This window comes from Pseudomonas brassicae (assembly GCF_010671725.1).
Taxonomy (GTDB): Bacteria; Pseudomonadota; Gammaproteobacteria; order Pseudomonadales; family Pseudomonadaceae; genus Aquipseudomonas; species Aquipseudomonas brassicae.
In genome coordinates, this window is the sequence record NZ_JAAHBU010000001.1 from 1 (window position 1) to 22,750 (window position 22,750).

17 protein-coding genes and 4 pseudogenes are annotated in these 22,750 nt (G+C 64.7%); 12 read left to right on the forward strand and 9 right to left on the reverse strand.

Features of this window, described 5'->3' with window-relative positions; translation table 11 throughout:
- From G3436_RS00005 to G3436_RS00020, 4 genes and pseudogenes are all read left to right on the forward strand, one after another.
- On the forward strand, positions 1-2,060 hold a 2,060-nt coding region (locus G3436_RS00005), incomplete at its 5' end, for a TonB-dependent receptor (RefSeq protein ID WP_163940135.1).
- Between the two features lies 1 nt (position 2,061).
- Positions 2,062-3,390 (forward strand): annotated as a pseudogene (locus G3436_RS00010) (LLM class flavin-dependent oxidoreductase).
- A 9-nt stretch (positions 3,391-3,399) separates the two neighbouring features.
- Positions 3,400-4,437, forward strand: a complete 1,038-nt coding sequence (gene mgrA, locus G3436_RS00015) for an L-glyceraldehyde 3-phosphate reductase (protein ID WP_163940137.1) — start codon at positions 3,400-3,402, stop codon at positions 4,435-4,437.
- Between the two features lie 3 nt (positions 4,438-4,440).
- Positions 4,441-5,363, forward strand: a pseudogene (locus tag G3436_RS00020) (aliphatic sulfonate ABC transporter substrate-binding protein).
- A gap of 100 nt (positions 5,364-5,463) precedes the next feature.
- On the opposite strand, the gene tauD reads toward G3436_RS00020, so the two are convergent.
- The 5 genes and pseudogenes from tauD to tauA (G3436_RS00045) form a co-directional block, all read right to left on the reverse strand.
- A complete protein-coding gene (tauD, locus tag G3436_RS00025; protein WP_163940140.1) occupies positions 5,464-6,297 on the reverse strand; it encodes a taurine dioxygenase in 834 nt (277 codons plus the stop codon).
- Between the two features lie 20 nt (positions 6,298-6,317).
- Positions 6,318-7,157: a taurine ABC transporter permease TauC gene (tauC, locus tag G3436_RS00030; RefSeq protein WP_163940142.1), complete on the reverse strand. Its 840-nt coding sequence runs from the start codon at positions 7,155-7,157 to the stop codon at positions 6,318-6,320.
- Positions 7,154-7,948 (reverse strand): taurine ABC transporter ATP-binding subunit, encoded by a 795-nt coding sequence (gene tauB / locus G3436_RS00035; protein ID WP_163940144.1) that lies wholly within the window; start codon positions 7,946-7,948, stop codon positions 7,154-7,156. The genes tauC and tauB overlap by 4 nt, the downstream gene beginning before the upstream one ends.
- 14 nt (positions 7,949-7,962) lie before the next feature.
- Entirely contained in the window at positions 7,963-8,940 is a 978-nt protein-coding gene (gene tauA, locus G3436_RS00040; protein ID WP_163940145.1) for a taurine ABC transporter substrate-binding protein, read from the reverse strand.
- A gap of 234 nt (positions 8,941-9,174) precedes the next feature.
- Positions 9,175-10,148 (reverse strand): annotated as a pseudogene (tauA, locus tag G3436_RS00045) (taurine ABC transporter substrate-binding protein).
- Positions 10,149-10,489: 341 nt separating this feature from the next.
- On the opposite strand from tauA (G3436_RS00045), the gene G3436_RS00050 reads away from it, so the two are divergent.
- From G3436_RS00050 to G3436_RS00085, 8 genes are all read left to right on the forward strand, one after another.
- Positions 10,490-11,827: an OprD family porin gene (locus G3436_RS00050; protein ID WP_163940147.1), complete on the forward strand. Its 1,338-nt coding sequence runs from the start codon at positions 10,490-10,492 to the stop codon at positions 11,825-11,827.
- A gap of 159 nt (positions 11,828-11,986) precedes the next feature.
- Entirely contained in the window at positions 11,987-12,625 is a 639-nt protein-coding gene (locus tag G3436_RS00055) for a peroxiredoxin (protein ID WP_163940149.1), read from the forward strand.
- 217 nt (positions 12,626-12,842) lie between these two features.
- Positions 12,843-13,436, forward strand: coding sequence for an NADPH-dependent FMN reductase (gene ssuE / locus G3436_RS00060; RefSeq protein WP_163940151.1), 594 nt, complete (start codon positions 12,843-12,845; stop codon positions 13,434-13,436).
- Positions 13,437-13,532: 96 nt separating this feature from the next.
- On the forward strand, positions 13,533-14,498 hold the full coding sequence (locus G3436_RS00065) for a sulfonate ABC transporter substrate-binding protein (RefSeq protein WP_163940153.1): 966 nt from the start codon (positions 13,533-13,535) through the stop codon (positions 14,496-14,498).
- A gap of 59 nt (positions 14,499-14,557) precedes the next feature.
- Complete coding sequence (ssuD, locus tag G3436_RS00070) at positions 14,558-15,706, forward strand: FMNH2-dependent alkanesulfonate monooxygenase (RefSeq protein WP_163940155.1); 1,149 nt, start codon at positions 14,558-14,560, stop codon at positions 15,704-15,706.
- A 10-nt stretch (positions 15,707-15,716) separates the two neighbouring features.
- The gene (gene ssuC / locus G3436_RS00075) at positions 15,717-16,511 is read left to right on the forward strand and encodes an aliphatic sulfonate ABC transporter permease SsuC (protein ID WP_163940157.1); all 795 of its coding nucleotides are present in this window, start codon (positions 15,717-15,719) and stop codon (positions 16,509-16,511) included.
- Positions 16,508-17,320, forward strand: a complete 813-nt coding sequence (gene ssuB, locus G3436_RS00080; protein WP_163940159.1) for an aliphatic sulfonates ABC transporter ATP-binding protein — start codon at positions 16,508-16,510, stop codon at positions 17,318-17,320. The genes ssuC and ssuB overlap by 4 nt, the downstream gene beginning before the upstream one ends.
- A gap of 28 nt (positions 17,321-17,348) precedes the next feature.
- Positions 17,349-17,564 (forward strand): TOBE domain-containing protein, encoded by a 216-nt coding sequence (locus tag G3436_RS00085; protein WP_009400132.1) that lies wholly within the window; start codon positions 17,349-17,351, stop codon positions 17,562-17,564.
- Between the two features lie 104 nt (positions 17,565-17,668).
- On the opposite strand, the gene G3436_RS00090 is transcribed toward G3436_RS00085, so the two are convergent.
- The 4 genes and pseudogenes from G3436_RS00090 to G3436_RS00105 all read right to left on the reverse strand — a co-directional run bounded on the left by G3436_RS00090 (position 17,669) and on the right by G3436_RS00105 (position 22,733).
- Positions 17,669-18,295, reverse strand: a complete 627-nt coding sequence (locus G3436_RS00090; RefSeq protein ID WP_163940161.1) for a TetR/AcrR family transcriptional regulator — start codon at positions 18,293-18,295, stop codon at positions 17,669-17,671.
- A 1-nt stretch (position 18,296) separates the two neighbouring features.
- On the reverse strand, positions 18,297-19,883 hold the full coding sequence (gene gshA, locus G3436_RS00095; protein ID WP_163940163.1) for a glutamate--cysteine ligase: 1,587 nt from the start codon (positions 19,881-19,883) through the stop codon (positions 18,297-18,299).
- 153 nt (positions 19,884-20,036) lie between these two features.
- Positions 20,037-20,420 (reverse strand): PaaI family thioesterase, encoded by a 384-nt coding sequence (locus tag G3436_RS00100; RefSeq protein ID WP_163940165.1) that lies wholly within the window; start codon positions 20,418-20,420, stop codon positions 20,037-20,039.
- A pseudogene (locus G3436_RS00105) lies at positions 20,420-22,733 on the reverse strand (Tex family protein). Before G3436_RS00105 ends, G3436_RS00100 begins: the two are co-directional and overlap by 1 nt.
- Between the last annotated feature and the right edge of the window lie 17 nt (positions 22,734-22,750).

The following is a 22,750-nucleotide window of genomic DNA, read 5'->3' on the forward strand; positions in this document are numbered from 1 at the left end:
CCTCGCTGCAGCAGGTGCCGGTGGCGGTCTCGGTGGTCGAGGGCGAGCAGTTGGAGCGCGACAACCGCAACGGCGTGGCCAGCATCGCCCAGCAGGTGCCGACGCTCAACTTCCGCACCGGCGCCTCGAACAAGGACACGTCGCTGTTCATTCGCGGCGTGGGCACCATTTCCACCTCGCCGGGGGTCGAGCCGACCGTGGCCACGGTGATCGACGGCGTGGTCTATGCACGCCCCGGCCAGGCCACCCTCGACCTGCTCGACCTTGAGCGCATCGAAGTGCTGCGCGGCCCGCAGGGCACGCTGTTCGGCAAGAACGCCTCGGCCGGTGTGCTCAACATCGTGACCAAGGCGCCGACCGAACAGACCCAGGGCTTCGTCGAGCAGGCCTACTACAGCGGCAACGAAAGCCGCACCCGCTTCGGCATCGGCGGTAGCCTGATTCCCGACACCCTCAAGGGCTCGGTCACCACCCTGTTCGGCAGCTATGACGGCAACGTCGACAACCTGGCCAACGGGCACGAGGTCAACGGCTACAACCGCAAGGGCGTGCGCGGCAAGCTGGAGTTCACGCCCAGCGACGACCTGAAGCTGACGGTGGCCGCCGACTACATGCAGTCGCATGACGACGCGCCCAATGGCGTGGTCAGCAAGGCGCTCACCCCGGCCTTCGCCGGGGCCCTGGCGCCGGTGCGCGCCAGCAGCGACAACCGCGACATCGTCAGCGACTACCGCAGCCACGTCGAAGACATCAACAAAGGTCTGTCGGCGCAGCTGGACTGGAGCCTGGGCGACTACACCCTGACCTCGATCAGCGCCTGGCGCGGCTGGGACAACACCCAGTGGCAGGATGGCGATCGCCTGAGCCGCATCAGCGCGGCCTTCCCCGGCATCCAGGACAAGGGCGACCTGCAGTTCAACCAGTACTCGCAAGAGCTGCGCCTGGCGTCGCCCAAGGGCGAGTTCCTGGAGTACGTCGGTGGCCTGTTCTACATGCACGGCAAGGACGAAGAGACCTACCGCCGCACCCTGATTACCCCGACCGCCACCCAGCAAGGCATCGCCGACTACAGCACCACCAACGACAGCTACGCGGTGTTCGGCGAGACCACCCTCAACTTCACCTCGGCGTTTCGCGGTATCGCCGGCCTGCGCTGGACCCACGACGACCTGGAGTACGACCACCGCCGCGTGTCCACCTCGGCCACGGCAGTCAACGGCATTCAGCCCGGCACCCGCAGCGACGGCTCGGTGGATGAGGACGGCTGGTCCGGGCGCCTGGGCGTGCAGTACGACCTGAGCGACGCGGTCACCACCTACCTGACCTACTCGCGCGGCTACAAGGGCCCGGCCTACAACGTGTTCTTCAACATGCAGCCGCGCGACACCGATGCGCTCAAGCCCGAAACCTCCAACACCTGGGAGGCCGGGATCAAGGCCAGCAGCTTCAACAACCGCCTGACTACCAACCTGGCGGTGTTCCACAGCGAGTACGACAACTACCAGGCGAACTTCTTCGACAGCGTGGCCGGGCAGGTGGTGACCCGCCTGATCAACGCCGGCAGCGTCAGCAGCGAAGGCGTCGAACTGGACTTCGCGTTGCAGGCCACCGCCCAGCTCAAGCTGTCTGGCGCACTGGCCTACACCCGTGCGCGCATCGACCAGTTCGCCTGCCCGGCGGGCGCGGCGGCCACCTGCAACGTCGACGGCAAGCCGCTGCCCTACAGCCCCGACTGGAAGAGCTACGTGCGGGCCGACTACAGCATCCCGCTGGACAACGGCTTGGATATCGAACTGGGTACCGACTACAGCTGGCAGAGCGAAGTGCAGTACGACATCAGCCAGAACGTCGACACCCGGCAGGGCGCCTACGGCATCTGGAACGCCAGCGTGGCCCTGGCCGACTACAACCAGGGCTGGCGCGTGGCCCTGCTGGCCAAGAACCTGGCCGACAAGTTGTACTCGCCACTGCTGGCCAGCGGCGGCGCCAACTACGTGTACCGCGCCGTACCGCGCGACGACGAGCGCTACTTCGGCATTCAACTGCGCAAGGACTTCTGACATGAGCCAGCCTGCACGACACATGAGCCTGGGGGCTTTTCTGATGGCGACCGGGCACCACGTGGCCGCCTGGCGCCACCCCGAGGTGCCGGCCAACGCCGGCTCGACATCCAGCACTACCGTTATCTGGCGCAGTTGGCCGAGGCGGCGTGCTTCGACGCGGTGTTCGTGGCCGACAGCGTGGCGGCGGCTACCGGCGAGATTGCCAGCCGCATGGCCCGCTCCGACCACTTCGAACCCCTGACTTTGCTGGCCGCGTTGAGCGCCGTGACCGAGCGCATCGGGTTGATCGCAACCGTCACCACAACGTACAACGAGCCGTACCACGTAGCACGTAAATTTGCCTCGTTGGACCACCTTTCGGGTGGGCGCTCAGGCTGGAATCTGGTAACCTCGGACGCCGCCGCCGAGGCCCTGAATTTTGGCCTTGAAGCCCACGTAGACCACGCCGAACGCTACGCGCGGGTACGTGAGTTCCACCAGGTGGTAAGCGGCCTGTGGGACAGCTGGGCCGATGATGCCTTCGCCCGCGACAAGGCCTCTGGTACGTACTACCACCCTGAAAAAGTACGAAATCTTGATCATCAGGGTGAACACTTCAAGGTCAAGGGCCCTTTGAATGTAGCCCGTGTTCCGCAAGGGCGCCCGGTGGTGGTACAGGCCGGCTCTTCGCCCGCCGCTCGACCTGGCGGCGCAGACCGCCGAGGTGGTGTTCACCGCGCAGACCTCGCTGGCCTCGGCCCAGGCGTTCTATGCCGACCTGAAGGGGCGGCTGGCGGCCTACGGGCGCAGTGAGGCGTCGCTCAAGATCATGCCGGGGGTGTTCATCGTGGTCGGGCAGAGCCAGGCCGAGGCCGAAGAAAAGTTCGACGCGTTCCAGCAACTGGTCGAGCCCGAAGTGGGCGTGGCATTGCTCGGGCGCATGCTCGGCAACTTCGACCTGTCGGGCTATCCGCTGGACGGCCCGCTGCCGCAGCTGCCACTGACCGACAGCGGCCAGCGCAGCCGGCAGCAACTGCTCAGTGAGCTGGCCGAGCGCGAGCACCTCAACCTGGCGCAACTGGGCCGGCGTATCGCAGGCGGGCGCGGGCACTACAGCCTGATCGGCACGCCCACGCAGATTGCCGATCAGATGCAGGCCTGGTTCGAGCAGCGCGCCGCCGACGGCTTCAATGTACTGGTGCCGCACCTGCCGGGTGGGCTGGAAGATGTCGCCCGCCACGTGGTGCCCGAGCTGCAGCGCCGCGGCCTGTTCCGCACGCACTATCAGGGCAGCACCTTGCGCGAACACCTGGGCCTGGCCCGCCCGAACAACCCGTACTTTTCCTGAGGCACTGTCATGACCTACCTCGCTGCTGAACAGCGTTACGCCCGCATGCCCTACCGCCGTGTCGGGCGCAGCGGGCTGGTGTTGCCCGCCCTGTCCCTGGGCCTGTGGCACAACTTTGGCGACAGCACGCCGCTGAGCGACCAGCGTGCGCTGCTGCGCACCGCCTTCGACCTGGGCATCAACCACTTCGACCTGGCCAACAACTACGGCCCGCCGTTCGGCAGTGCCGAAAGCAACTTCGGCCGTGTGCTGCGCGAAGACTTCAAGGCCCATCGCGATGAGCTGATCATCTCCAGCAAGGCCGGCTGGGACATGTGGCCGGGGCCGTACGGGCAGGGCGGCAGCTCGCGCAAGTACCTGCTGGCCAGCCTCGACCAGAGCCTGGCGCGCCTGGGACTGGACTATGTGGATATCTTCTATTCACACCGTTTCGACCCGGACACGCCGCTGGAAGAAACCGCCGGTGCGCTGGCCACGGCGGTGCAGCAGGGCAAGGCGCTGTATGTCGGCATCTCGTCGTACTCGGGGGTCAAGACCCGTGAACTGGCGCGGCTGCTGCAGGACTGGAAGGTGCCCCTGCTGATCCATCAGCCGGCCTACAACCTGCTCAACCGCTGGGTCGAAAAAGACCTGCTGGACGTGACCGAAGACATTGGCAGCGGCGTGATTGCCTTCACCCCGTTGGCACAAGGGTTGCTCACCGACAAGTACCTCAATGGCGTGCCGGCCGATGCACGGGTCAATCGCCCCGGTGGCGGCTCGTTGCTGCCTTCGCACTTGTCCGAGGCCAACCTTGCGCATGTGCGTGCACTCGACGAGATCGCCCGTCGCCGCGGCCAGAGCCTGGCGCAGTTGGCCCTGGCCTGGATCCTGCGCGACCCGCGGGTGAGCTCGGCGCTGATTGGTGCCAGCCGCCCCGAGCAGATCATCGAAAACGTCGCGGCGCTGGACAATTTGGCGTTCAGCGCCGAGGAACTGGTCGAGATCGACCGGTTCGCGGTCGAGGGCGGCATCAACCTCTGGGAAAAGCCGTCCACGGCGGAGTGACCGATGAAAGTATTCGCAATGATTGGTGCAGGCCTGGCCCTGTTGGGCCTGGCGACAACCGTACAGGCAGACCCGGCGAGCCTGCGCATCGGTTACCAGAAGGGCTCGATTGCCCTGGTGCTGGCCAAGGAACAGGGCTTGCTGGAAAAACGCTTTGCCGGCACGCAGGTGCAGTGGGTCGAGTTCCCGGCCGGCCGCAGATGCTCGAAGCGCTGAACATCGGCAGCCTCGACGTGGGTTCGACCGGTGACATCCCGCCGCTGTTCGCCCAGGCAGCGGGGGCCGACCTGGTGTACATCGGTGCCGAGCCGGCCAAGCCTGCGGCCGAGGTGATCCTGGTGCGCAGCGACAGCCCGGTGCAGTCGGTGGCGGCGCTCAAGGGGCGCAAGGTGGCGTTGCAGAAGGGCTCCAGCGCCCACAACCTGGTGCTGCGGGCGTTGAACAAGGCGGGCTTGGGCTTCAACGACATACAGCCGGTGTACCTGAGCCCGGCGGATGCGCGGGCGGCGTTCGAGCATGGCAGCGTGGACGCCTGGGCCGTGTGGGACCCGTATGCCTCGTTGATGCTGAGCGAGGGGCACAGCCGCCTGCTGGCCAATGGCGAGGGGTTGGGACTGTCGGGGCCGATCTACACGGCGCGGCGCGGGTATGCCAAGGACAATGCGGCGTTTGTGCAGGACCTGCTGGCCGAGCTGACGGCGGCGGAGGCGTTGACGCGCAGCCAGCGCGAGCAAAGCCTGCAGATTCTGACGCGTTCGATGGGGTTGCCGCAGGCGGTGGTGGCGCGCTATGTGGACAACCGCCCGCCGTCACCGGTACTGCCGATTACCCAGGCGGTGGTGGCGGCGCAGCAGGCCACGGCGGACCTGTTTTTTGAAAATCGGTTGCTGCCCAGGCGGGTCGACGTGAGCAAGGCGTTGCCCTAGGAGGGGCCGCTGTCGCGGCCCTTCGCTGGCAAGCCAGCTCCCACAAAGGCAGCGATGATCCTTGTGGGAGCTGGCTTGCCAGCGAAGGGCGCACCACGGTTTAGAAGGGTTTGTCCCCCAGAATCGTGGCCCGGTGCATCACCCGCCGTTGCGGTCGGTAGTCGTCCACCGCGTAATGCTGGGTCACACGGTTGTCCCAGAACGCCACATCGTCCTGCTGCCAGCGCCAGCGAATGGTGAACTCCGGCCGTGTCGCATGGGCGAACAGGAACGTCAGGATGGCCTCGCTCTCCGCCTCGCTCAGTTCGTTGATCCGCGCGGTAAACCCGTCGCTGACAAACAGCGACTTGCGCCCGCTTACCGGGTGTGTGCGAACCACCGGGTGCGACAACGGCGGGTTGTTGCGCCGCGCCGCCTCCCAGCGCGCCAGGTCTGCCGGGGTGTTGCCATAGCGCTCCAGCGGAAACGAGCGGGTGAAGTCATGGGTCGCCGTCAGCCCGTCGAGCAGTTGACGCAGCGGCGCCGACAACGCCTCGTACGCAGCAATCCCGCTGGCCCACAAGGTATCGCCACCATACGCCGGCAGTTGCTTGGCACTGAGTACCGCGCCCATCGCCGGGGTTGGCAGGAAGGTCACGTCGGTGTGCCAGATGGCGTTGTCGCGCACGTCGGTCACCGCCGTATCGAGCACCAGCACCTGTGGCGTCTGCGGTACGTTGGGGTAGATCGGGTGTATGTGCAGGTCGCCGAAGCGCGCGGCAAAATCCGCCTGCTGCTGGGGGCTCAACGGCTGCTCGCGAAAGAACAGCACCTGGTGTTCAAGCAGTGCCTGTTCGATGGCATCACGCTGTTCACGGCTGATCTCGCGGCTCAGGTCGATGCCGCTGATCTGGGCGCCGAGCGCCGGGCTCAGCGGGGTAATGGTCAGGCTCATGTCAGTCTCGATTCCGATGTTCAATGGCTCTGGCCATGCCAGGGCACCAGTTTGCGCTGTAGCGCACGCAAGCTCATTTCCAGTGCAAAGGCGATCAGGGCGATCACCAGGATCCCCAGCACCACCACATCGGTCACCAGGAACTGCGCGGCCGACTGCACCATGAAGCCCAGCCCGCTGGTGGCCGCGATCAGCTCGGCGGCCACCAGCGTCGACCAGCCTACCCCCAGGCCGATGCGCACGCCGGTGAGAATGTCGGGCAACGCACTGGGCAGGATCACATGCCGAATCAGCTGCGCCCGGGTGGCACCCAGCGACTGCGCGGCGCGCAGTTTGGCCGGGTCGACGGTACGTACCCCGGTCGCGGTGGCAATCGCGATGGGGGCGAAGATCGCCAGATAGATCAGCAGTACCTTGGACAACTCGCCGATACCGCACCAGATCACGATCAGCGGCAGGTACGCCAGCGGCGGGATCGGCCGGTAGAACTCGATCAGCGGGTCGAAAATGCCGCGGGCAATGCGGTTGTGGCCGATGGCGATACCGATCGGGATCGCGCTCAGGATCGCCGCGCCCAGGGCCAGGCCTATGCGCCCCAGGCTTGCGCCCAGGTGCTGCCACAGGGTCGACTCCATGTAGCCCTGGGTCACCAGCAGCCAGGCCTTGGCCAGCACCGCCTCGGGCGCGGGCAGAAACAGCGGCTCGATCCACTCGGCGGCCGTCACGGCCCACCACAGCAACACCAGCGTGGCCAGCGTCAGTACGCTGATCCAGCGGGTACTCAGGCTACGTCGCACTTTTATAGAAGGGCGCGAGGCGGTAGCGGGCTTGGCCGCTACCGGCAGGTCGAGGCTGCTCATGCAAGCTCCTGGCGCGGCACGCCGCTGCGTTGAGAGAACACCCGCGACAGCACGTGCTCGCGGGTTTCGATAAAGCGTGGGTCGGACTTGATCGCCCGCGCCGACTCGCCGGCCGCGTAGCGCTGGCCGAAGTCCAGTTGCAGGCGTTCGACGATCTGCCCCGGGTTGGGCGCCAGCAAGACCAGTTCGGTGGCGAGGAACACCGCCTCTTCGATGTCGTGGGTTATCAGGAACACCGGTTTGGCGGTGCGCTGCCACACCTGCAGCAGCAGCTCCTGCATCTGTTCACGGGTGAACGCATCCAGCGCACCAAAGGGTTCGTCCATGAGCAGGATGCGCGGGTCGGCAGCCAGCGCGCGGGCCAGGCCCACACGCTGTTTTTGCCCGCCCGAGAGTTGCCAGATACGGCGCTTGGCGAAGTCGGCCAGGTCCACCAGCGCGAGCATTTCCCGCGCCCGCTGCTCGCGCTGGGGGCGCGGCACGCCCGCCAGTTCCAGGCCGAAGCCGACGTTGGCCAGGACATCCTGCCAGGGCAGCAGGGCGTCATCCTGAAACACCACGCCGCGATCGGCACCGGGCCCTTGCACCGCCTGGCCGTCGAGGCTGATGCGCCCGGCACTGGGCGCCACGAAGCCGGCGATCAGGTTGAGCAGCGAGGTCTTGCCGCTGCCGGACGGGCCGAGGGCCACCAGCAACTGCTGTGGGCCCAGGCTCAGGGAAATGTCGGCCAGTACCGGGGCGGCGGCGCCGGGGTACTGTGCGCTGATGCGCTCCAGTTGTAACAGGGCCATGGCGGGCTCCGGGCTCAGTGGGTGATGAACTTGGCGCTGACGTATGGCGCGTAGTCGGGCAGCACGGCATCGACCTTGCCCTGTTCCTTGAGGAAGGTGGCGGTGTCGGTGATGGCCTGGGTGGTCGGTGCGCCGAGGGCCGCGACCTGGTCGGCGGCCAGCGGGAACACGTTGCCCTGCAGCAGCGCCGGTATGTCAGCGGCCTTGGCCCCGGAGAGCTTCACCAGCTTGTCGACATTGGCCTGGTTGGCCAGCCACGCTTGCGGGTCGTTGCGGTAGTCGGCGTAGGCGTCGAGGGTCACTTTGGCAAACGCCTTGACGATCTCGGGGTGCTTGGCGGCAAAGTCCTTGCGCACGATCCACGCGTCGAAGGTCGGTGCGCCTTTCTCGGCCAGCTCGCCGGAGGTGATCAGCACCTTGCCGTTTTCCTTGGCCACGCCCAGGGCGGGGTCCCATACGTAAGTGGCGTCGATGTCGCCGCGCTTCCAGGCGGCGATGATCGCGGGGGGCGCGAGGTTGAGGATCTGCACCTTGGCCGGGTCGATGTTCCACTGTTTAAGTGCGGCCAGCAGGCTGTAGTGGCCGGTGGACACGAACGGCACGGCGATCTTCTTGCCGATCAGGTCCTGGGGCGACTGGATGCCGCTGCCGTCGCGGGCCACCAGGGCTTCGGCGGCGCCGATCTGGGTGGCGATCAGGAAGGTTTGCACCGGCAGCTTGCGGGTCGCGGCGGCCGCCAGGGGGCTGGAGCCGAGGTAGCCGATCTGCACGTCGCCAGAGGCGACGGCGGTGATCACCTCGGCGCCGCTGTCGAACTTGCGCCAGTCGATGCTGGCCTTGCTGGTTTTTTCGTAGGTGCCATCGACCTGGGCGACTTTGGCCGGATCGACGGTGGTCTGGTAGGCCACGGTCAGGTCGGCGGCCTGGACGAAGAAGCTGGCACCAGCCAGGGCCAGGGCGGAAAACAGGCGCAGCGGAGCAGGCAGGGTCATGGAAAACTCCTCGTCAGGCGGTAGTCGGGATGGGATGACGAGAAGACTAGATGATCTAAGAAATTAAAAATAAATAACTTTTTTGCATTAGCTTAGGAGCCAATCGATTTAAGGCAGGGGAACTCGCAGTGGCTTCTTCGCTGGCAAGCCAGCTCCCACAGGTACCCTGCAGATCTGCCTGACGGCGTTCCACCCTGTGGGAGCTGGCTTGCCAGCGAATGCTGCACCGCGGTGTCACTGGATGAACTGTGCACTCACGAACGGCGCATAGTCAGGCAGCACACTTTCAACCTTGCCCTGTGCCTTCAGGAACTGCGCCGTCTCGGCAATCGCCTTGGGGGTTTGCGTGCTCAGCAGTGTCGACTGTGCCTGTGCATCGGGGAACGCCGACCCGCCCAGTAGTTCGGGCACATCCGCCGCATTCGCGCCGGTCAGCTTGGCAATCTTCTGTACCGGCGCCGAATCGGCCGTCCACTGTGCCTTGTTGGCCGCATAGTCGGCAAACGACTGCAGCGTAACCTTGGCAAATGCGGCCACCAGTTGCGGGTGCTGCTGGGCAAAATCCTTGCGCGCCACCCACACCTCGAACGTCGGTGCGCCCCAGCCGCCGACCTCGGCTGCGTCGGTCAGGGTCTTGCCACTCTTGCGGATCTCGCCCAGCGCCGGGGACCACACGAACGCGCCATCGATGTCGCCGCGTTGCCACGCGGCGGCGATTTCGGCCGGCTGCAGGTTGACCACTTTCACCTGGCGGGTATCGAGGTTCCAGTGCTTGAGCGCGCCCAGCAGGCTGTAGTGCGAGGTGGACACGAACGGTGTGGCGATGGTCTTGCCGACCAGGTCCTGCGGGGTGTTGATGCCACTGCCGTTGCGTACCACCAGCGCCTCGGCGGCGTTGATCTGCGCCGATACGATGAACGCCACGATGGGCAGCTTGCGTGAGGCCGCTGCAGCCAGCGGGCTGGAACCCAGGTTGCCGATCTGCACGTCGCCCGAGGCCATCGCGGTGATCACCTCGGGCCCGCTGTTGAAGCGCGCCAGGCGATTTTCTGGCCCAGCGCCTGTTCATAGGCGCCGTCGGCCTGGGGCACTTTGCTTGGGTCGACGCCCGTCTGGTAGCCCACGGTCAACTCGGTCGCCTGGCTAACCAGCGTCAAGCCGGTCAAGGCCAGGGTGGTGAACAATCGAAGCGCGAAGGGAAGGGCCATGGGGTTGTCCTGAAGGGGAGGCGGTGCCTTCAAGCTAAACGATCTAAAAAATAAATTTAAAATTCCTTTTAGGAATTAGCTTATGCGCCGACAGCCTCAGGACAGAAATATTCGGAATATATTCCGTAATAATCTGAACAATTCATAAAATTGTCTTTTTTGATTTATAGGATTGTCATTATCCTGCGCACCAGGAACGGGGCCTTAGACCAAAGTCGTGAAATCAAAAGTTACGATTGACTTGTCAGTCACGCTTTGGTGCTAATCGCCATTCGTCTTGGCGCGCAACGACAGATTCTGCCACTAGCGACATAAAAACTAGAAATCGAAAGGAGTGAAACATGTACAAGTCCACCTTGGCCCTGGCCGTGGCCGTTGGCGTTCTGGCCCAACAGGCAGGTGCTGCCGGTTTCGTAGAGGACAGCAAGCTGTCGCTCAGTTCCCGTACCATGTATTTCAACAACGATGAGCGTGAAACCGGTGGTTTCGACCAGCGCGAATCGGGCCAAGGCTTCAAGCTGGACTATCTGTCCGGCTTCACCGACGGCACTGTAGGTTTCGGCGTTGACGTGCAAGCGGTGTGGGGTATCCACCTGGACGGCGGCAAAGGCCACCGTCAGAACGCCAACAACTCGTTCTTCCCAAGCGATACCGATGGTTCGGCTGTACATGACTGGGCGCGCATCGGCGGTAACGCCAAAGCACGCTTCTCCAAGACTGAAGCGCACTTCGGTAGCGCATTGGCACCTAACCTGCCAATCCTGGTCTCCAACGACGGTCGTCTGCTGCCGCAAACGTTTGAAGGCGGCACCATCCAGTCGAAGGAAATCGACAACCTGACCCTCAACGGCGGCCAGCTGACCCACGCCATGGGCCGTGCTTCGAGCAACCGTACCGGCCTGTCGGTCAACGGCGCCAGCGCAGACAGCAACAAGTTCCAGTTTGCCGGTGGCGACTGGAAGGTCACCAAAGATCTGACCCTGCAGTACTACTACTCGAACCTGGAAGACTTCTACAAACAGCACTTCCTGGGCCTGGTACACGTCCTGCCAATCGGTGAAGACCAATCGTTCAAGACCGACCTGCGCTACTTCGACAGCAGCAGCGACGGCAAGAACAGCAGCGGCGAAGCAGGTTATGGCTTCAACAACAACGGCGGTTATGCCAAGCATGCTGGCGAGGTCGACAACAAGACCTGGAGCGCCATGTTCACGTACACCCTCGGCGGCCATGCAATCCTGCTGGGTCACCAACAGGTGGGTGATGACGGTGGTTTCGTCTGGCTGAACCAAGGTTCGGTGCGTAATGGCAACGGCCGTCAGGAAGGCGCTGGTGGTGCCAGCTTCTACCTGTTCACCGACAGCATGATCAACCAGTTTGCCCGTGCCGGTGAGAACACCACCTTCGGTCAATACTCCTTCGACTTCGCCCGTGTGGGTGTTCCAGGCCTGAAGACCTCGATCGCCTACCTGCGTGGCGATGACGTGAAGAACCCTGTGGGTGGCGGTACCTACCACGAGTGGGAGCGCGATGCGCGTATCGACTACGTGATCCAGCAAGGCACTCTCAAAGGCCTGGGCGCAAGCCTGCGTCACGGTTCCTACCGTGGCGAAGGTCAGAGCATCGGTGACCAGGACCAGACCCGCCTGATCTTCAACTACACCTACAGCTTCATGTAAGTGTGATTGATGAAGAAGCCCCGCCTGGTGCGGGGCTTTTTTTCGTCTTGATTCTTATAGATCCAAAAATTATAAATAAATCGATATTTATTCTTTTTAACCTTATGCACAGGCAGGCTACAGTTGAACCCATAAACCACCCAGCCAAGGAGCCGCACCATGAGCCTCAGACTCGGCGACATCGCCCCCGATTTCGAACAGGATTCCAGTGCGGGCAAGATCCGCTTCCACGAGTGGCTGGGCGACAGCTGGGGCGTGCTGTTCTCGCACCCGGCCGACTTCACCCCGGTGTGCACCACCGAGCTGGGCTTTACCGCCAAGCTCAAGGAGCAGTTCGCCGAGCGCGGCGTCAAGGCCATTGCGCTGTCGGTCGACCCGGTGGACTCGCACCACCGCTGGATCGACGACATCAACGAAACCCAGAACACCACCGTCAACTTCCCGATCCTGGCCGACGCCGATCGCAAGGTGTCGGACCTGTACGACCTGATCCACCCCAATGCCAGTGACACCCTCACCGTGCGTTCCTTGTTCGTGATCGACCCGAACAAGAAGATCCGCCTGACCATCACCTACCCCGCCAGCACCGGGCGCAACTTCCACGAGATCCTGCGGGTGATCGACTCGTTGCAGTTGACCGACAACCACAAGGTTGCCACCCCGGCCAACTGGCAGGACGGTGACGAGGTGGTGATCGTGCCGTCGCTCAAGGATGAGGAAGAGATCAAACGCCGCTTTCCGAAGGGTTATCGGGCGGTCAAGCCTTACCTGCGCCTGACCCCGCAGCCCAATCGCTGAATAGTCTTGTTGTAGCCACACCAGGGTTTTGGGGCCGTTTCGACGGCCCTTTTTTTATTGGGTCGGTGCTTGCCAGCGAAACTCTTCATAGACAATAAAAGAATAAACAAATGAAAAAATATGATTTATCGGTATATGTGTCGAGCTGTTAAGGTCACTCCACTCCAGCGAGACCCGAACTCGCGGCCCTCTAGAACACGATCAAGGAAGTGCTCCAATGCTGGTGGTTTCTCTCGGTGGTAGCCCAAGTTTGCGTTCACGCTCTGGCGTGCTGCTCGACCGTGCCAGGCACTGGCTGCACATCCAAGGCGTGGAAGTGGTGACCTTCCAGGTGCGCGATTTCCCTGCCGAAGACCTGCTGCATGCGCGCTTCGACAGCCCCAAGGTGCAGCACTTCCTGCAACTGGTGGCCCAGGCCGACGGCCTGGTGGTGGCGACCCCGGTGTACAAGGCGTCGTTCGCCGGTGCCTTGAAGACCCTGCTCGACCTGCTGCCCGAACGCGCCCTGGAACACAAGGTGGTACTGCCCATCGCCACCGGCGGCAGCATCGCCCACATGCTGGCGGTGGACTACGCGCTCAAGCCGGTGCTGTCGGCACTCAAGGCACAAGAGACCCTGCAAGGGATCTTCGCCGACGACAGCCAGATCGCCTACGGCGAAGGCAGCGCAGCGGCCCAGTTGGCCCCGGCGCTGGAACAGCGCCTGAACGAATCGCTGGAACAGTTTTACAGTGCCCTGGCGCGCCGCCCCAAACCGGTCGCCCCCGGCCTGCTCAATGAACGCCTGATCAGTGCGCGCTGGAGCATCTGACCCGCATCACCGGCTTTACCGTCTTACCCCACCTTACTCGCCCGCCAACGGGCAAGCAGGTGCAGCCTGAACCCCCACAGCAAAAAGGAGAGCGCTATGCGCACTGTCGTTTTGCGTCGCGGTCTGGTCGCTCTGTTTGCTGCGGCTGTGTCCTTCGGCGCCATCACTCAAGCCCAGGCTGAAAGCCTGCGCATCGGTTACCAGAAATACGGCACGCTGGTGCTGCTCAAGGCCAAGGGCTCGCTGGAAAAACGCCTGGCCGCCCAAGGTGTGCAGGTGCAGTGGACCGAATTCCCCGGTGGCCCTCAGTTGCTCGAAGGGCTCAACGTGGGCTCCATCGACTTTGGCGTGACCGGCGAAACCCCACCGGTGTTTGCCCAGGCCGCCGGCGCCGACCTGCTCTACGTCGCCTATGAGCCACCGGCGCCGACCAGCGAGGCGATCCTGGTGCCCAAGGGCTCGTCGATCCAGTCGGTAAAAGAACTCAAAGGCAAGAAAGTCGCCCTCAACAAGGGCTCCAACGTGCACTACCTGCTGGTACGCGCGCTGGAAGACGCCGGCCTCAAGTACACCGACATCACCCCGGTATTCCTGCCGCCGGCCGATGCCCGCGCCGCGTTCGAGCGCGGCAGCGTCGACGCCTGGGTCATCTGGGACCCGTACCAGGCGGCCGCCGAGCAGCAGTTGCAGGCACGCACCCTGCGTGACGGCAAGGGCATCGTCGACAACCACCAGTTCTACCTGGCCACCAAACCCTACGCACAACAGCACCCCGAAGTGATCAGCGCGCTGGTCGAGGAAGTGCGCGCGGTGGGCGAGTGGTCGCAGGCCAACCCGCAGGAGGTCACCGACCAGGTTGCACCGCTGCTGGGCCTGCCGGCCGACATCACCCTGACGTCGGTGAAACGCCAGGGCTACGGCGCGCACTTCCTGACCCCGGAAGTGGTCGCCGCGCAGCAGAAGATTGCCGACACCTTTCACACCCTGAAGCTGATTCCCAAACCGTTGAGCATCAAGGATGTGATCTGGACGCCACCGGCCAAGGTCGCTACCGCGCCTTGACTATTTGCCCGCGCCGGGGCGCCGCCCCGGTTTTGCGCCACCCTTAGGAGACAACTCCGATGAGCCTGAACGTTTTCTGGTTTCTTCCGACCCATGGCGACGGCCATTACCTTGGCACCGCCGAGGGCGCCCGCGCTGTCGACCATGGCTACCTGCAGCAAATCGCCCAGGCCGCCGACCGCCTCGGTTTCGGCGGTGTGCTGATCCCCACCGGGCGCTCCTGCGAAGACTCCTGGCTGGTGGCCGCCTCGCTGATCCCGGTCACCCAGCGCCTGAAGTTCCTGGTGGCGTTGCGCCCGGGGATCATCTCGCCGACCGTGGCCGCGCGTCAGGCCGCCACCCTCGACCGCCTGTCCAACGGCCGCGCGCTGTTCAACCTGGTGACCGGTGGCGACCCCGAGGAACTGTCCGGTGACGGCCTGTTCCTCAGCCACGAAGAGCGCTACCAGGCCTCGGTGGAATTCACCCGCATCTGGCGCCGCGTGCTGGAAGGCGAAACCGTCGATTACGACGGCCAGCACATCCAGGTCAAGGGCGCCAAGCTGCTCTACCCGCCGGTGCAACAGCCGCGCCCGCCGTTGTACTTCGGCGGCTCCTCGGAAGCCGCGCAAGACCTGGCCGCCGAGCAGGTCGAGCTGTACCTGACCTGGGGCGAGCCACCGGCCGCCGTGGCCGAGAAGATCGCGCAGGTGCGTGCCAAGGCCGCCAAGCAGGGCCGTACGGTGCGCTTCGGCATCCGCCTGCACGTGATCGTGCGTGAAACCAATGCCGAGGCCTGGCAAGCCGCCGAACGCCTGATCTCGCACCTGGACGACGACACCATTGCGCGTGCCCAGGCCTCGCTGGCGCGTTTCGACTCGGTCGGCCAGCAGCGCATGGCGGCACTGCACGGCGGCAACCGCGACAACCTGGAAGTCAGCCCCAACCTGTGGGCCGGCGTAGGCCTGGTGCGGGGTGGGGCCGGCACGGCACTGGTCGGCGATGGCCCGACTGTTGCCGCGCGGGTCAAGGAATACGCGGACCTGGGCATCGATACCTTCATCTTCTCCGGTTACCCCCACCTGGAAGAGTCGTACCGGGTGGCCGAGTTGCTGTTCCCGCACCTGGATATCCAGCGCCCTGAAGTACCGACCGGCGCCAACTACGTCAGCCCGTTCGGCGAAATGGTCGCCAACGACATCCTGCCCAAAGCTGCGGCCAAGGCGTGAGGATCGAATCATGAGTCGATCCTCCATCCCCTTGTCGCAACGCCTGGCGCCGTGGGCCCTGCCAGTGCTGCTGCTGGCCGTGTGGCAGTTGGCGGTAAGCGCCGGCTGGCTGTCGACGCGCATCCTGCCGGCGCCGAGCGCGGTGTTCAGCGCTGGTGTCGAGCTGGTGCGCAGCGGCGAAATCTGGACCCATCTGGCCATCAGTGGCTGGCGCGCCGCGCTCGGTTTTGTCATCGGCGGCAGCATCGGCCTGGCACTGGGCTTTATCACCGGCCTGTCGAAATGGGGCGAACGCCTGCTCGACAGTTCGGTGCAGATGATCCGCAACGTGCCGCACCTGGCGCTGATCCCGCTGGTGATCCTGTGGTTCGGTATCGACGAGTCGGCGAAGATCTTCCTGGTGGCGCTGGGCACCCTGTTCCCGATCTACCTCAACACCTACCACGGCATCCGCAACGTCGACCCGGCGCTGGTGGAAATGGCCCGCAGCTATGGCCTGAGCGGCTTTGCGCTGTTCCGTCAGGTGATCCTGCCGGGGGCGCTGCCCTCGATCCTGGTGGGGGTGCGTTTTGCCCTGGGCTTCATGTGGTTGACGCTGATCGTGGCCGAGACCATTTCGGCCAACGCCGGTATCGGCTACCTGGCGATGAACGCGCGGGAGTTCCTGCAAACCGACGTGGTGGTACTGGCGATCGTGCTGTACGCCGTGCTCGGCAAGCTTGCCGACCTCGCGGCCCGCGGCCTTGAACGGGTGTGGCTGCGCTGGCACCCGGCTTATCAGGTAGTCAAAGGAGACGGCGCATGACCGTACTCAAGGAACAACCGCCACGGCTGCTGCGCGGAATACCGCTGGCCGTGCACACGCTGCAAAAGACCTTTGGCCAACGTCAGGTGTTGCGCGATATCGATCTGCACATCCCGGCGGGCCAGTTCGTCGCCATCGTCGGCCGTAGCGGCTGCGGCAAGAGCACCTTGCTGCGCCTGCTGGCCGGCCTCGACCAGCCCAGCGGCGGTGAGCTGCGGGCCGGTTCCGCGGCGCTGAGCGATGCCCGCGAAGACACCCGCCTGATGTTCCAGGAGGCGCGCCTGCTGCCCTGGAAGAAGGTCATCGACAACGTCGGCCTGGGGCTCACCGGCAACTGGCGCGAGCGTGCCTTGCAGGCGCTGGAGGCGGTGGGCCTGGCCGACCGTGCCAATGAATGGCCGGCGGCGTTGTCCGGTGGCCAGAAGCAGCGTGTGGCCCTGGCCCGTGCGCTGATTCACCAGCCACGCCTGTTGCTGCTGGATGAGCCACTGGGCGCGCTGGATGCGCTGACGCGCATCGAGATGCAGCAACTGATCGAGAACCTGTGGCGCAAGCATGGCTTCACCGTGTTGCTGGTGACCCATGACGTCAGCGAAGCGGTGGCGGTGGCCGATCGGGTAATCCTGATCGAGGACGGCGAGATCGGCCTGGACCTGCTGGTCGACCTGCCACGCCCGCGTGCGCGCGGCTCACACCGCCTGGCGGCACTGGAAACCGAAGTATTGAACCGAGTCCTGTCGGTACCGGGCACGCCGCCCGAGCCCGAGCCTGTAGCACCTTTGCCTACGCAACTGCGTTGGGCCCACTGATCTTTAGCCTCTACAAGGAAACCTGCAGATGACCATCAAAGCGATCAACGTACGCAACCAGTTCAAAGGCACCGTGAAAGAAATCCTGGAAGGCCCGGTATTGTCGGAAATCGATGTGCAGACCGCTTCGGGCATCGTCACCTCGGTGATCACCACCCGTTCGGTCAAGGAGCTGGAGCTGACCATCGGCAGTGAAGTGATTGCCTTCGTGAAATCGACCGAAGTGTCCATCGCCAAGCTCTGAAACCCCTGGCAAGGCTTCGCTGGCAAGCCAGCTCCCACAGGCTAATCACTGATCTTCAGAGCAGTGGGGTACCTGTGGGAGCTGGCTTGCCAGCGAAAGGGCCGTCAGCGTTTAGGCAAGAATGGCGGCAGGTACAACCCCAGATACGCATCGAACACCCGCATCCCTTCCTCCGCCATGCGCGGCGTGATCTGCCCATGCAGCTGCACCGAACGCGCATACACGCGGTCGCCCAGCTCCATTGCCAGGGCAAACACATCCACATCGTCCGGCAGCACCGGCAACTGGAAATGCTCGGCAAACAGCTTGTGCATCAGCGCGCCCAGCTCGATATCGTGCTGACGGTCGGCCTGCGTCACCTCACTCAGCCCATGCTGCGCCAGGATCAGCTGGCGCGCCGCCGCATCCTGGTTGTAGATGCTCAGCATGCGCTGCTCCACCAGCCGCGACAGGTCGCGCCAGTGCTGCAGGCTGCCCGGCTCGATCGGCGCCTGGATGCAGGCGCGAAACGCGCTGTGCACATCTGCAGTCAGGGCTTCGAGCAACGCCGGTACACTGGCGAAGAAGTGATACACCGACGACGGCGGGATCTGCGCACGCTCGGCGACGCTGTAGATCGACAGGCTGGCCACGCCTTCGCTGGCCAGCAGCGCGCGGGCGGCCTGCAGGATCGAATCGATCCGCGCCTGGCTGGCCGCGCGCGGTTTGCGGGGTGGGGCGGTACGCGTCATGTCAGTTGCTGATTGCCAGGATGCTGGCCTGGTACGCACCGACGAACAGGTCGAAGTCGACCTTGTCCTCTTCGCGCTCCAGCGTGGCCTGGGCCTCCAGCGACTCGCGCGCCATGTTCTCGAAGCGTTGCTGCGCCTCGTTGCTCAGCGGCTGGCCACGGAAGAACGCGGCATGCGCCTGGCTTTGACGCAGGGAGAACTGGCTGAAGCTCTGCTTGTGCTCGGTCATGCGCGCCAGCACCTGGGCAGACGGTGTCAGCGACGGGTCGCTGACCTTGGCCGCTTGCGCCGCCAGGGCCTTGGCATGCTCGTCGCCGGTGTGGCTGCGGTCGAGCAGTGCGGCCAGCGGCGCGATACGTTGCAGCAACTCGTCAGCCCATTGCCTGAGCGCCACCGGCTGGCCGTCACGCTGCAGCTCAAGGCCTGGTCGACGGCCTTCCTTGACCACACTGAGGAAGTTGCTGGTGCACTGCCCGCACTCGCCGTTGCCCAGCAGCGGGCTGTCTTGCAGTGCACAGAACAGCAGGAAGGCGTCGAGGAAGCGTGCCTCCTGCAGGTCGATGCCGGTGGGCAGGAACGGGTTGATGTCCAGGCAGCGCACTTCGATGTACTGGATGCCGCGCGCCATCAGCGCCTGGATCGGCCGCTCGCCGCTGTAGGTCACGCGCTTGGGGCGAATGTTGGAGTAGTACTCGTTTTCGATCTGCAGGATGTTGGTGTTCAACTGCACCCACTCGCCATCCTTGTGCGTGCCGACCTCGACATACGGCGCGTAGGGTGTGGCCACGGCCTTGCGCAGGCTGTCGGTGTAGCTGTTGAGGTCGTTGTAGCAGGGCGTGAGGCCGGCCTGGGCGTTGCTCTGGTAACCCAGGTCGCTCATGCGCAGGCTGGTGGCATACGGCAGGTACAGGGTGTCGGCGTCGAACTGCTCGAGCTGGTGCGCGCGGCCGCGCAAGAAGCCCGCGTCCAGCGCCGGCGAGGCACCGAACAGGTACATCAGCAGCCAGCTGTAGCGGCGGAAATTGCGGATCAGCGCGATGTACGCCGACGACTGGTAGTCGCGGTCGTCGCCCGCCTGGCCTTCGGCCTGGCGCAGCAGCGGCCAGAGTGCTTCTGGCAGCGAGAAATTGTAGTGGATACCGGCGATGCATTGCATGGTGCGGCCGTAGCGCAGGGCCAGGCCCTTGCGGTACACGTACTTGAGCTGGCCGATGTTGGAGCTGCCGTACCAGGCGATCGGAATGTCTTCCTCGGCCGGCAGCGGGCAGGGCATCGACGGGCTCCAGAGGTACTCGGTGCCCAGCTTGGTATAGACGAAGCGATGGATGTTCTCGAGGCTTTCCAGGGTCTGCGCCGGGTCGGGCAGGGCCGGGGTGATGAACTCCAGCAGCGACTCGGAATAGTCGGTGGTGATCTGCGCATGGGTCAGCGCCGCGCCGAGGGCTTCGGGGTGCGGGGTCTGGGCCAGACGACCGTCTTCGGTCACGCGCAGGCATTCACGCTCGATGCCGTGCAGGCACTGCTTGAGCAGGGAGAGGTTGTCGCCCTGGCCGAGCAGGCTCAGGCGGCGGTTGAGAAGTTCGCTCAAGATGGATTCCTTCACGCGTCAGTCGCCCCAATATGGGGGTGGACATGACGGTCTACAAGGGTGGACAGAGGAACTGGCGTGGTCGCCTGGTTTTCGCAGGGTTCCGGCAGGGCCCGCGCACTGCCGAAAGTACCGCACATTGGGTATTTGCGGCTAGAGCGTGGCGAAGGTGCCTTGCGCCCTGGCCATCAGTTTGTCGCCCTGGAGCACATCGGCGTCGACCACCAGTATGCGTCGCCCGGCCTGCAGCACCCGGGCCACGCACAGCACCTCGCCGTCGCTGACGGGGCGCAGGTAGTTGATCTTGCATTCCACCGTCACGCTCTGCTGGTCGAAACCATGCGCGCTGGAGCAGGCCAGGCCCATGGCGATGTCGACCAGGCTGAAGATCGCCCCGCCGTGCAGCTTGCCACCACGGTTGCGCAGGTGCGGCGCAAGTGCCAGGGCCACCTCGGCAACGCCCTGGTCGAGGCGTTGCAGGCGGCAGCCGAGCAAGTGGCTGAATGCGCTCTGGACGAGGTCTTCAGGCACGTCCATCACTTTTTCTTCAGTTGCTTGGCGTTGGCGAACAGCGAGGCCATGGCGTTGTTGGCCGGTGCCGGGGTGTCCTTGACCCGTGGCGCCTGCGGCTGGCGCGGGGCGGAGCCGGGGCGGCTGCCACGGGCACCGTCGATCTTCTCGCCGGGGGTGTCGCCCATGCGCATCGACAGGCCCACGCGTTTGCGCGGGATGTCGATTTCCATGACCTTGACCTTGACCACGTCACCGGCCTTGACCGCTTCGCGCGGGTCCTTGATGAACTTCTCCGACAGCGCCGAAATGTGCACCAGGCCGTCCTGGTGCACGCCGATGTCGACAAAGGCACCGAAGTTGGTGACGTTGGTCACCACGCCTTCGAGCACCATGCCCAGTTGCAGGTCCTTGAGGTCTTCGACGCCTTCCTGGAACTCGGCGGTCTTGAACTCGGGGCGCGGGTCGCGGCCGGGCTTGTCCAGCTCTTGCAGGATGTCGGTCACGGTCGGCAGGCCGAAGGTCGCGTCGGTGAACTTTTTCGGGTCCAGGCGCTTGAGGAAGCCACTGTCACCGATCAGCGAACGGATGTCGCGGTCGGTGTCGGCGGCGATGCGCTGCACCAACGGGTAGGCTTCGGGGTGCACGGCCGAGGCGTCCAGCGGGTTGTCGCCGTTCATCACGCGCAGGAAGCCGGCGGCCTGCTCGAAGGTTTTTTCGCCCAGGCGGCTGACCTTCTTCAGCGCGGTGCGGGTCTTGAACGCGCCGTTGGCGTCGCGGTGCGCGACGATGTTCTGCGCCAGGGTGCCGTTGAGGCCCGAGATGCGTGCCAGCAGCGCCACCGAGGCGGTGTTGACGTCGACGCCCACGGCGTTCACGCAGTCCTCGACCACCGCGTCCAGGCCGCGTGCCAGCTTGAGCTGCGACACGTCATGCTGGTACTGGCCGACCCCGATGGACTTGGGGTCGATCTTGACCAGCTCGGCCAGCGGGTCCTGCAGGCGCCGGGCAATCGATACCGCACCGCGGATCGAGACGTCCAGGTCGGGGAACTCCTTCGCTGCCAGCTCGGACGCCGAGTACACCGAGGCGCCGGCTTCGGAGACCATGATCTTGGTCATTTTCAGGGCTGGGTATTTCTTGATCAGCTCGGCCGCCAGCTTGTCGGTCTCGCGGCTGGCGGTGCCGTTGCCGATGGCGATCAGCTCCACCTGGTGTTTGGCGCACAGCGCCGCGAGCACGGCGATGGTCTGGTCCCACTGGTTTTTCGGTACATGCGGGTACACGGTGGCGGTGTCGAGCAGCTTGCCGGTGGCATCCACCACGGCCACCTTGCAGCCGGTGCGCAGGCCCGGGTCCAGGCCCAGGGTGGTGCGCGGGCCGGCCGGCGCGGCCAGCAGCAGGTCGTGCAGGTTGTGCGCGAACACGTTGATGGCTTCGCCTTCGGCGTTGTCGCGCAGTTCGCCGAACAGGTCGGTCTCCAGGTGGGTGTAGAGCTTGACCTTCCAGGTCCAGCGCACCACCTCGCTCAGCCATTTGTCGGCGGCGCGGTTCTGGTTTTTCACGCCGAAGTGCTCGCCGATCATCATTTCGCACGGGTGCAGGGTGCCGGGCAACTCTTCGCCGACCTTGAGGCTGGCCGACAGCACGCCTTCGTTGCGCCCGCGGAAAATCGCCAGGGCACGGTGCGAGGGCGCGCTCTTGAGCGGTTCGTCGTGTTCGAAGTAGTCGCGAAACTTTGCCCCTTCCTCTTCCTTGCCGGCCACCAGGCGTGCACTGAGCACCGCTTCCTGCTTGAGGAAGTTGCGCAGCTTGGCCAGCAGGCTGGCGTCTTCGGCAAAGCGCTCCATGAGGATGTACTTGGCACCTTCGAGCGCGCCTTGACGTCGGCCACGCCCTTTTCGGCGTCGACGAAGCGCGCCGCTTCGGTCTCCGGGCTCAGTTGCGGGTCGTTGAACAGGCTGTCGGCAGCTCGCCCAGGCCGGCCTCCAGGGCGATCTGGCCCTTGGTGCGGCGCTTCTGCTTGTACGGCAGGTAGAGGTCTTCGAGGCGCGTCTTGGTGTCGGCCAGCTTGATCTCGCGGGCCAGTTCCGGGGTCAGCTTGCCTTGCTCCTCGATGCTGGCCAGGATGCTGGTGCGACGCTCGTCGAGTTCGCGTAGGTAGCGCAGGCGCTCTTCGAGGTTGCGCAGTTGGGTGTCGTCCAGGCTGCCGGTCACTTCTTTACGGTAACGGGCGATAAAAGGCACCGTGGAGCCTTCATCAAGTAGAGCCACGGCCGCTTCGACCTGTTGCGGGCGGACACCGAGTTCCTCGGCGATGCGGCTGTTGATGCTGTCCATAAAACCACCTGACAAAT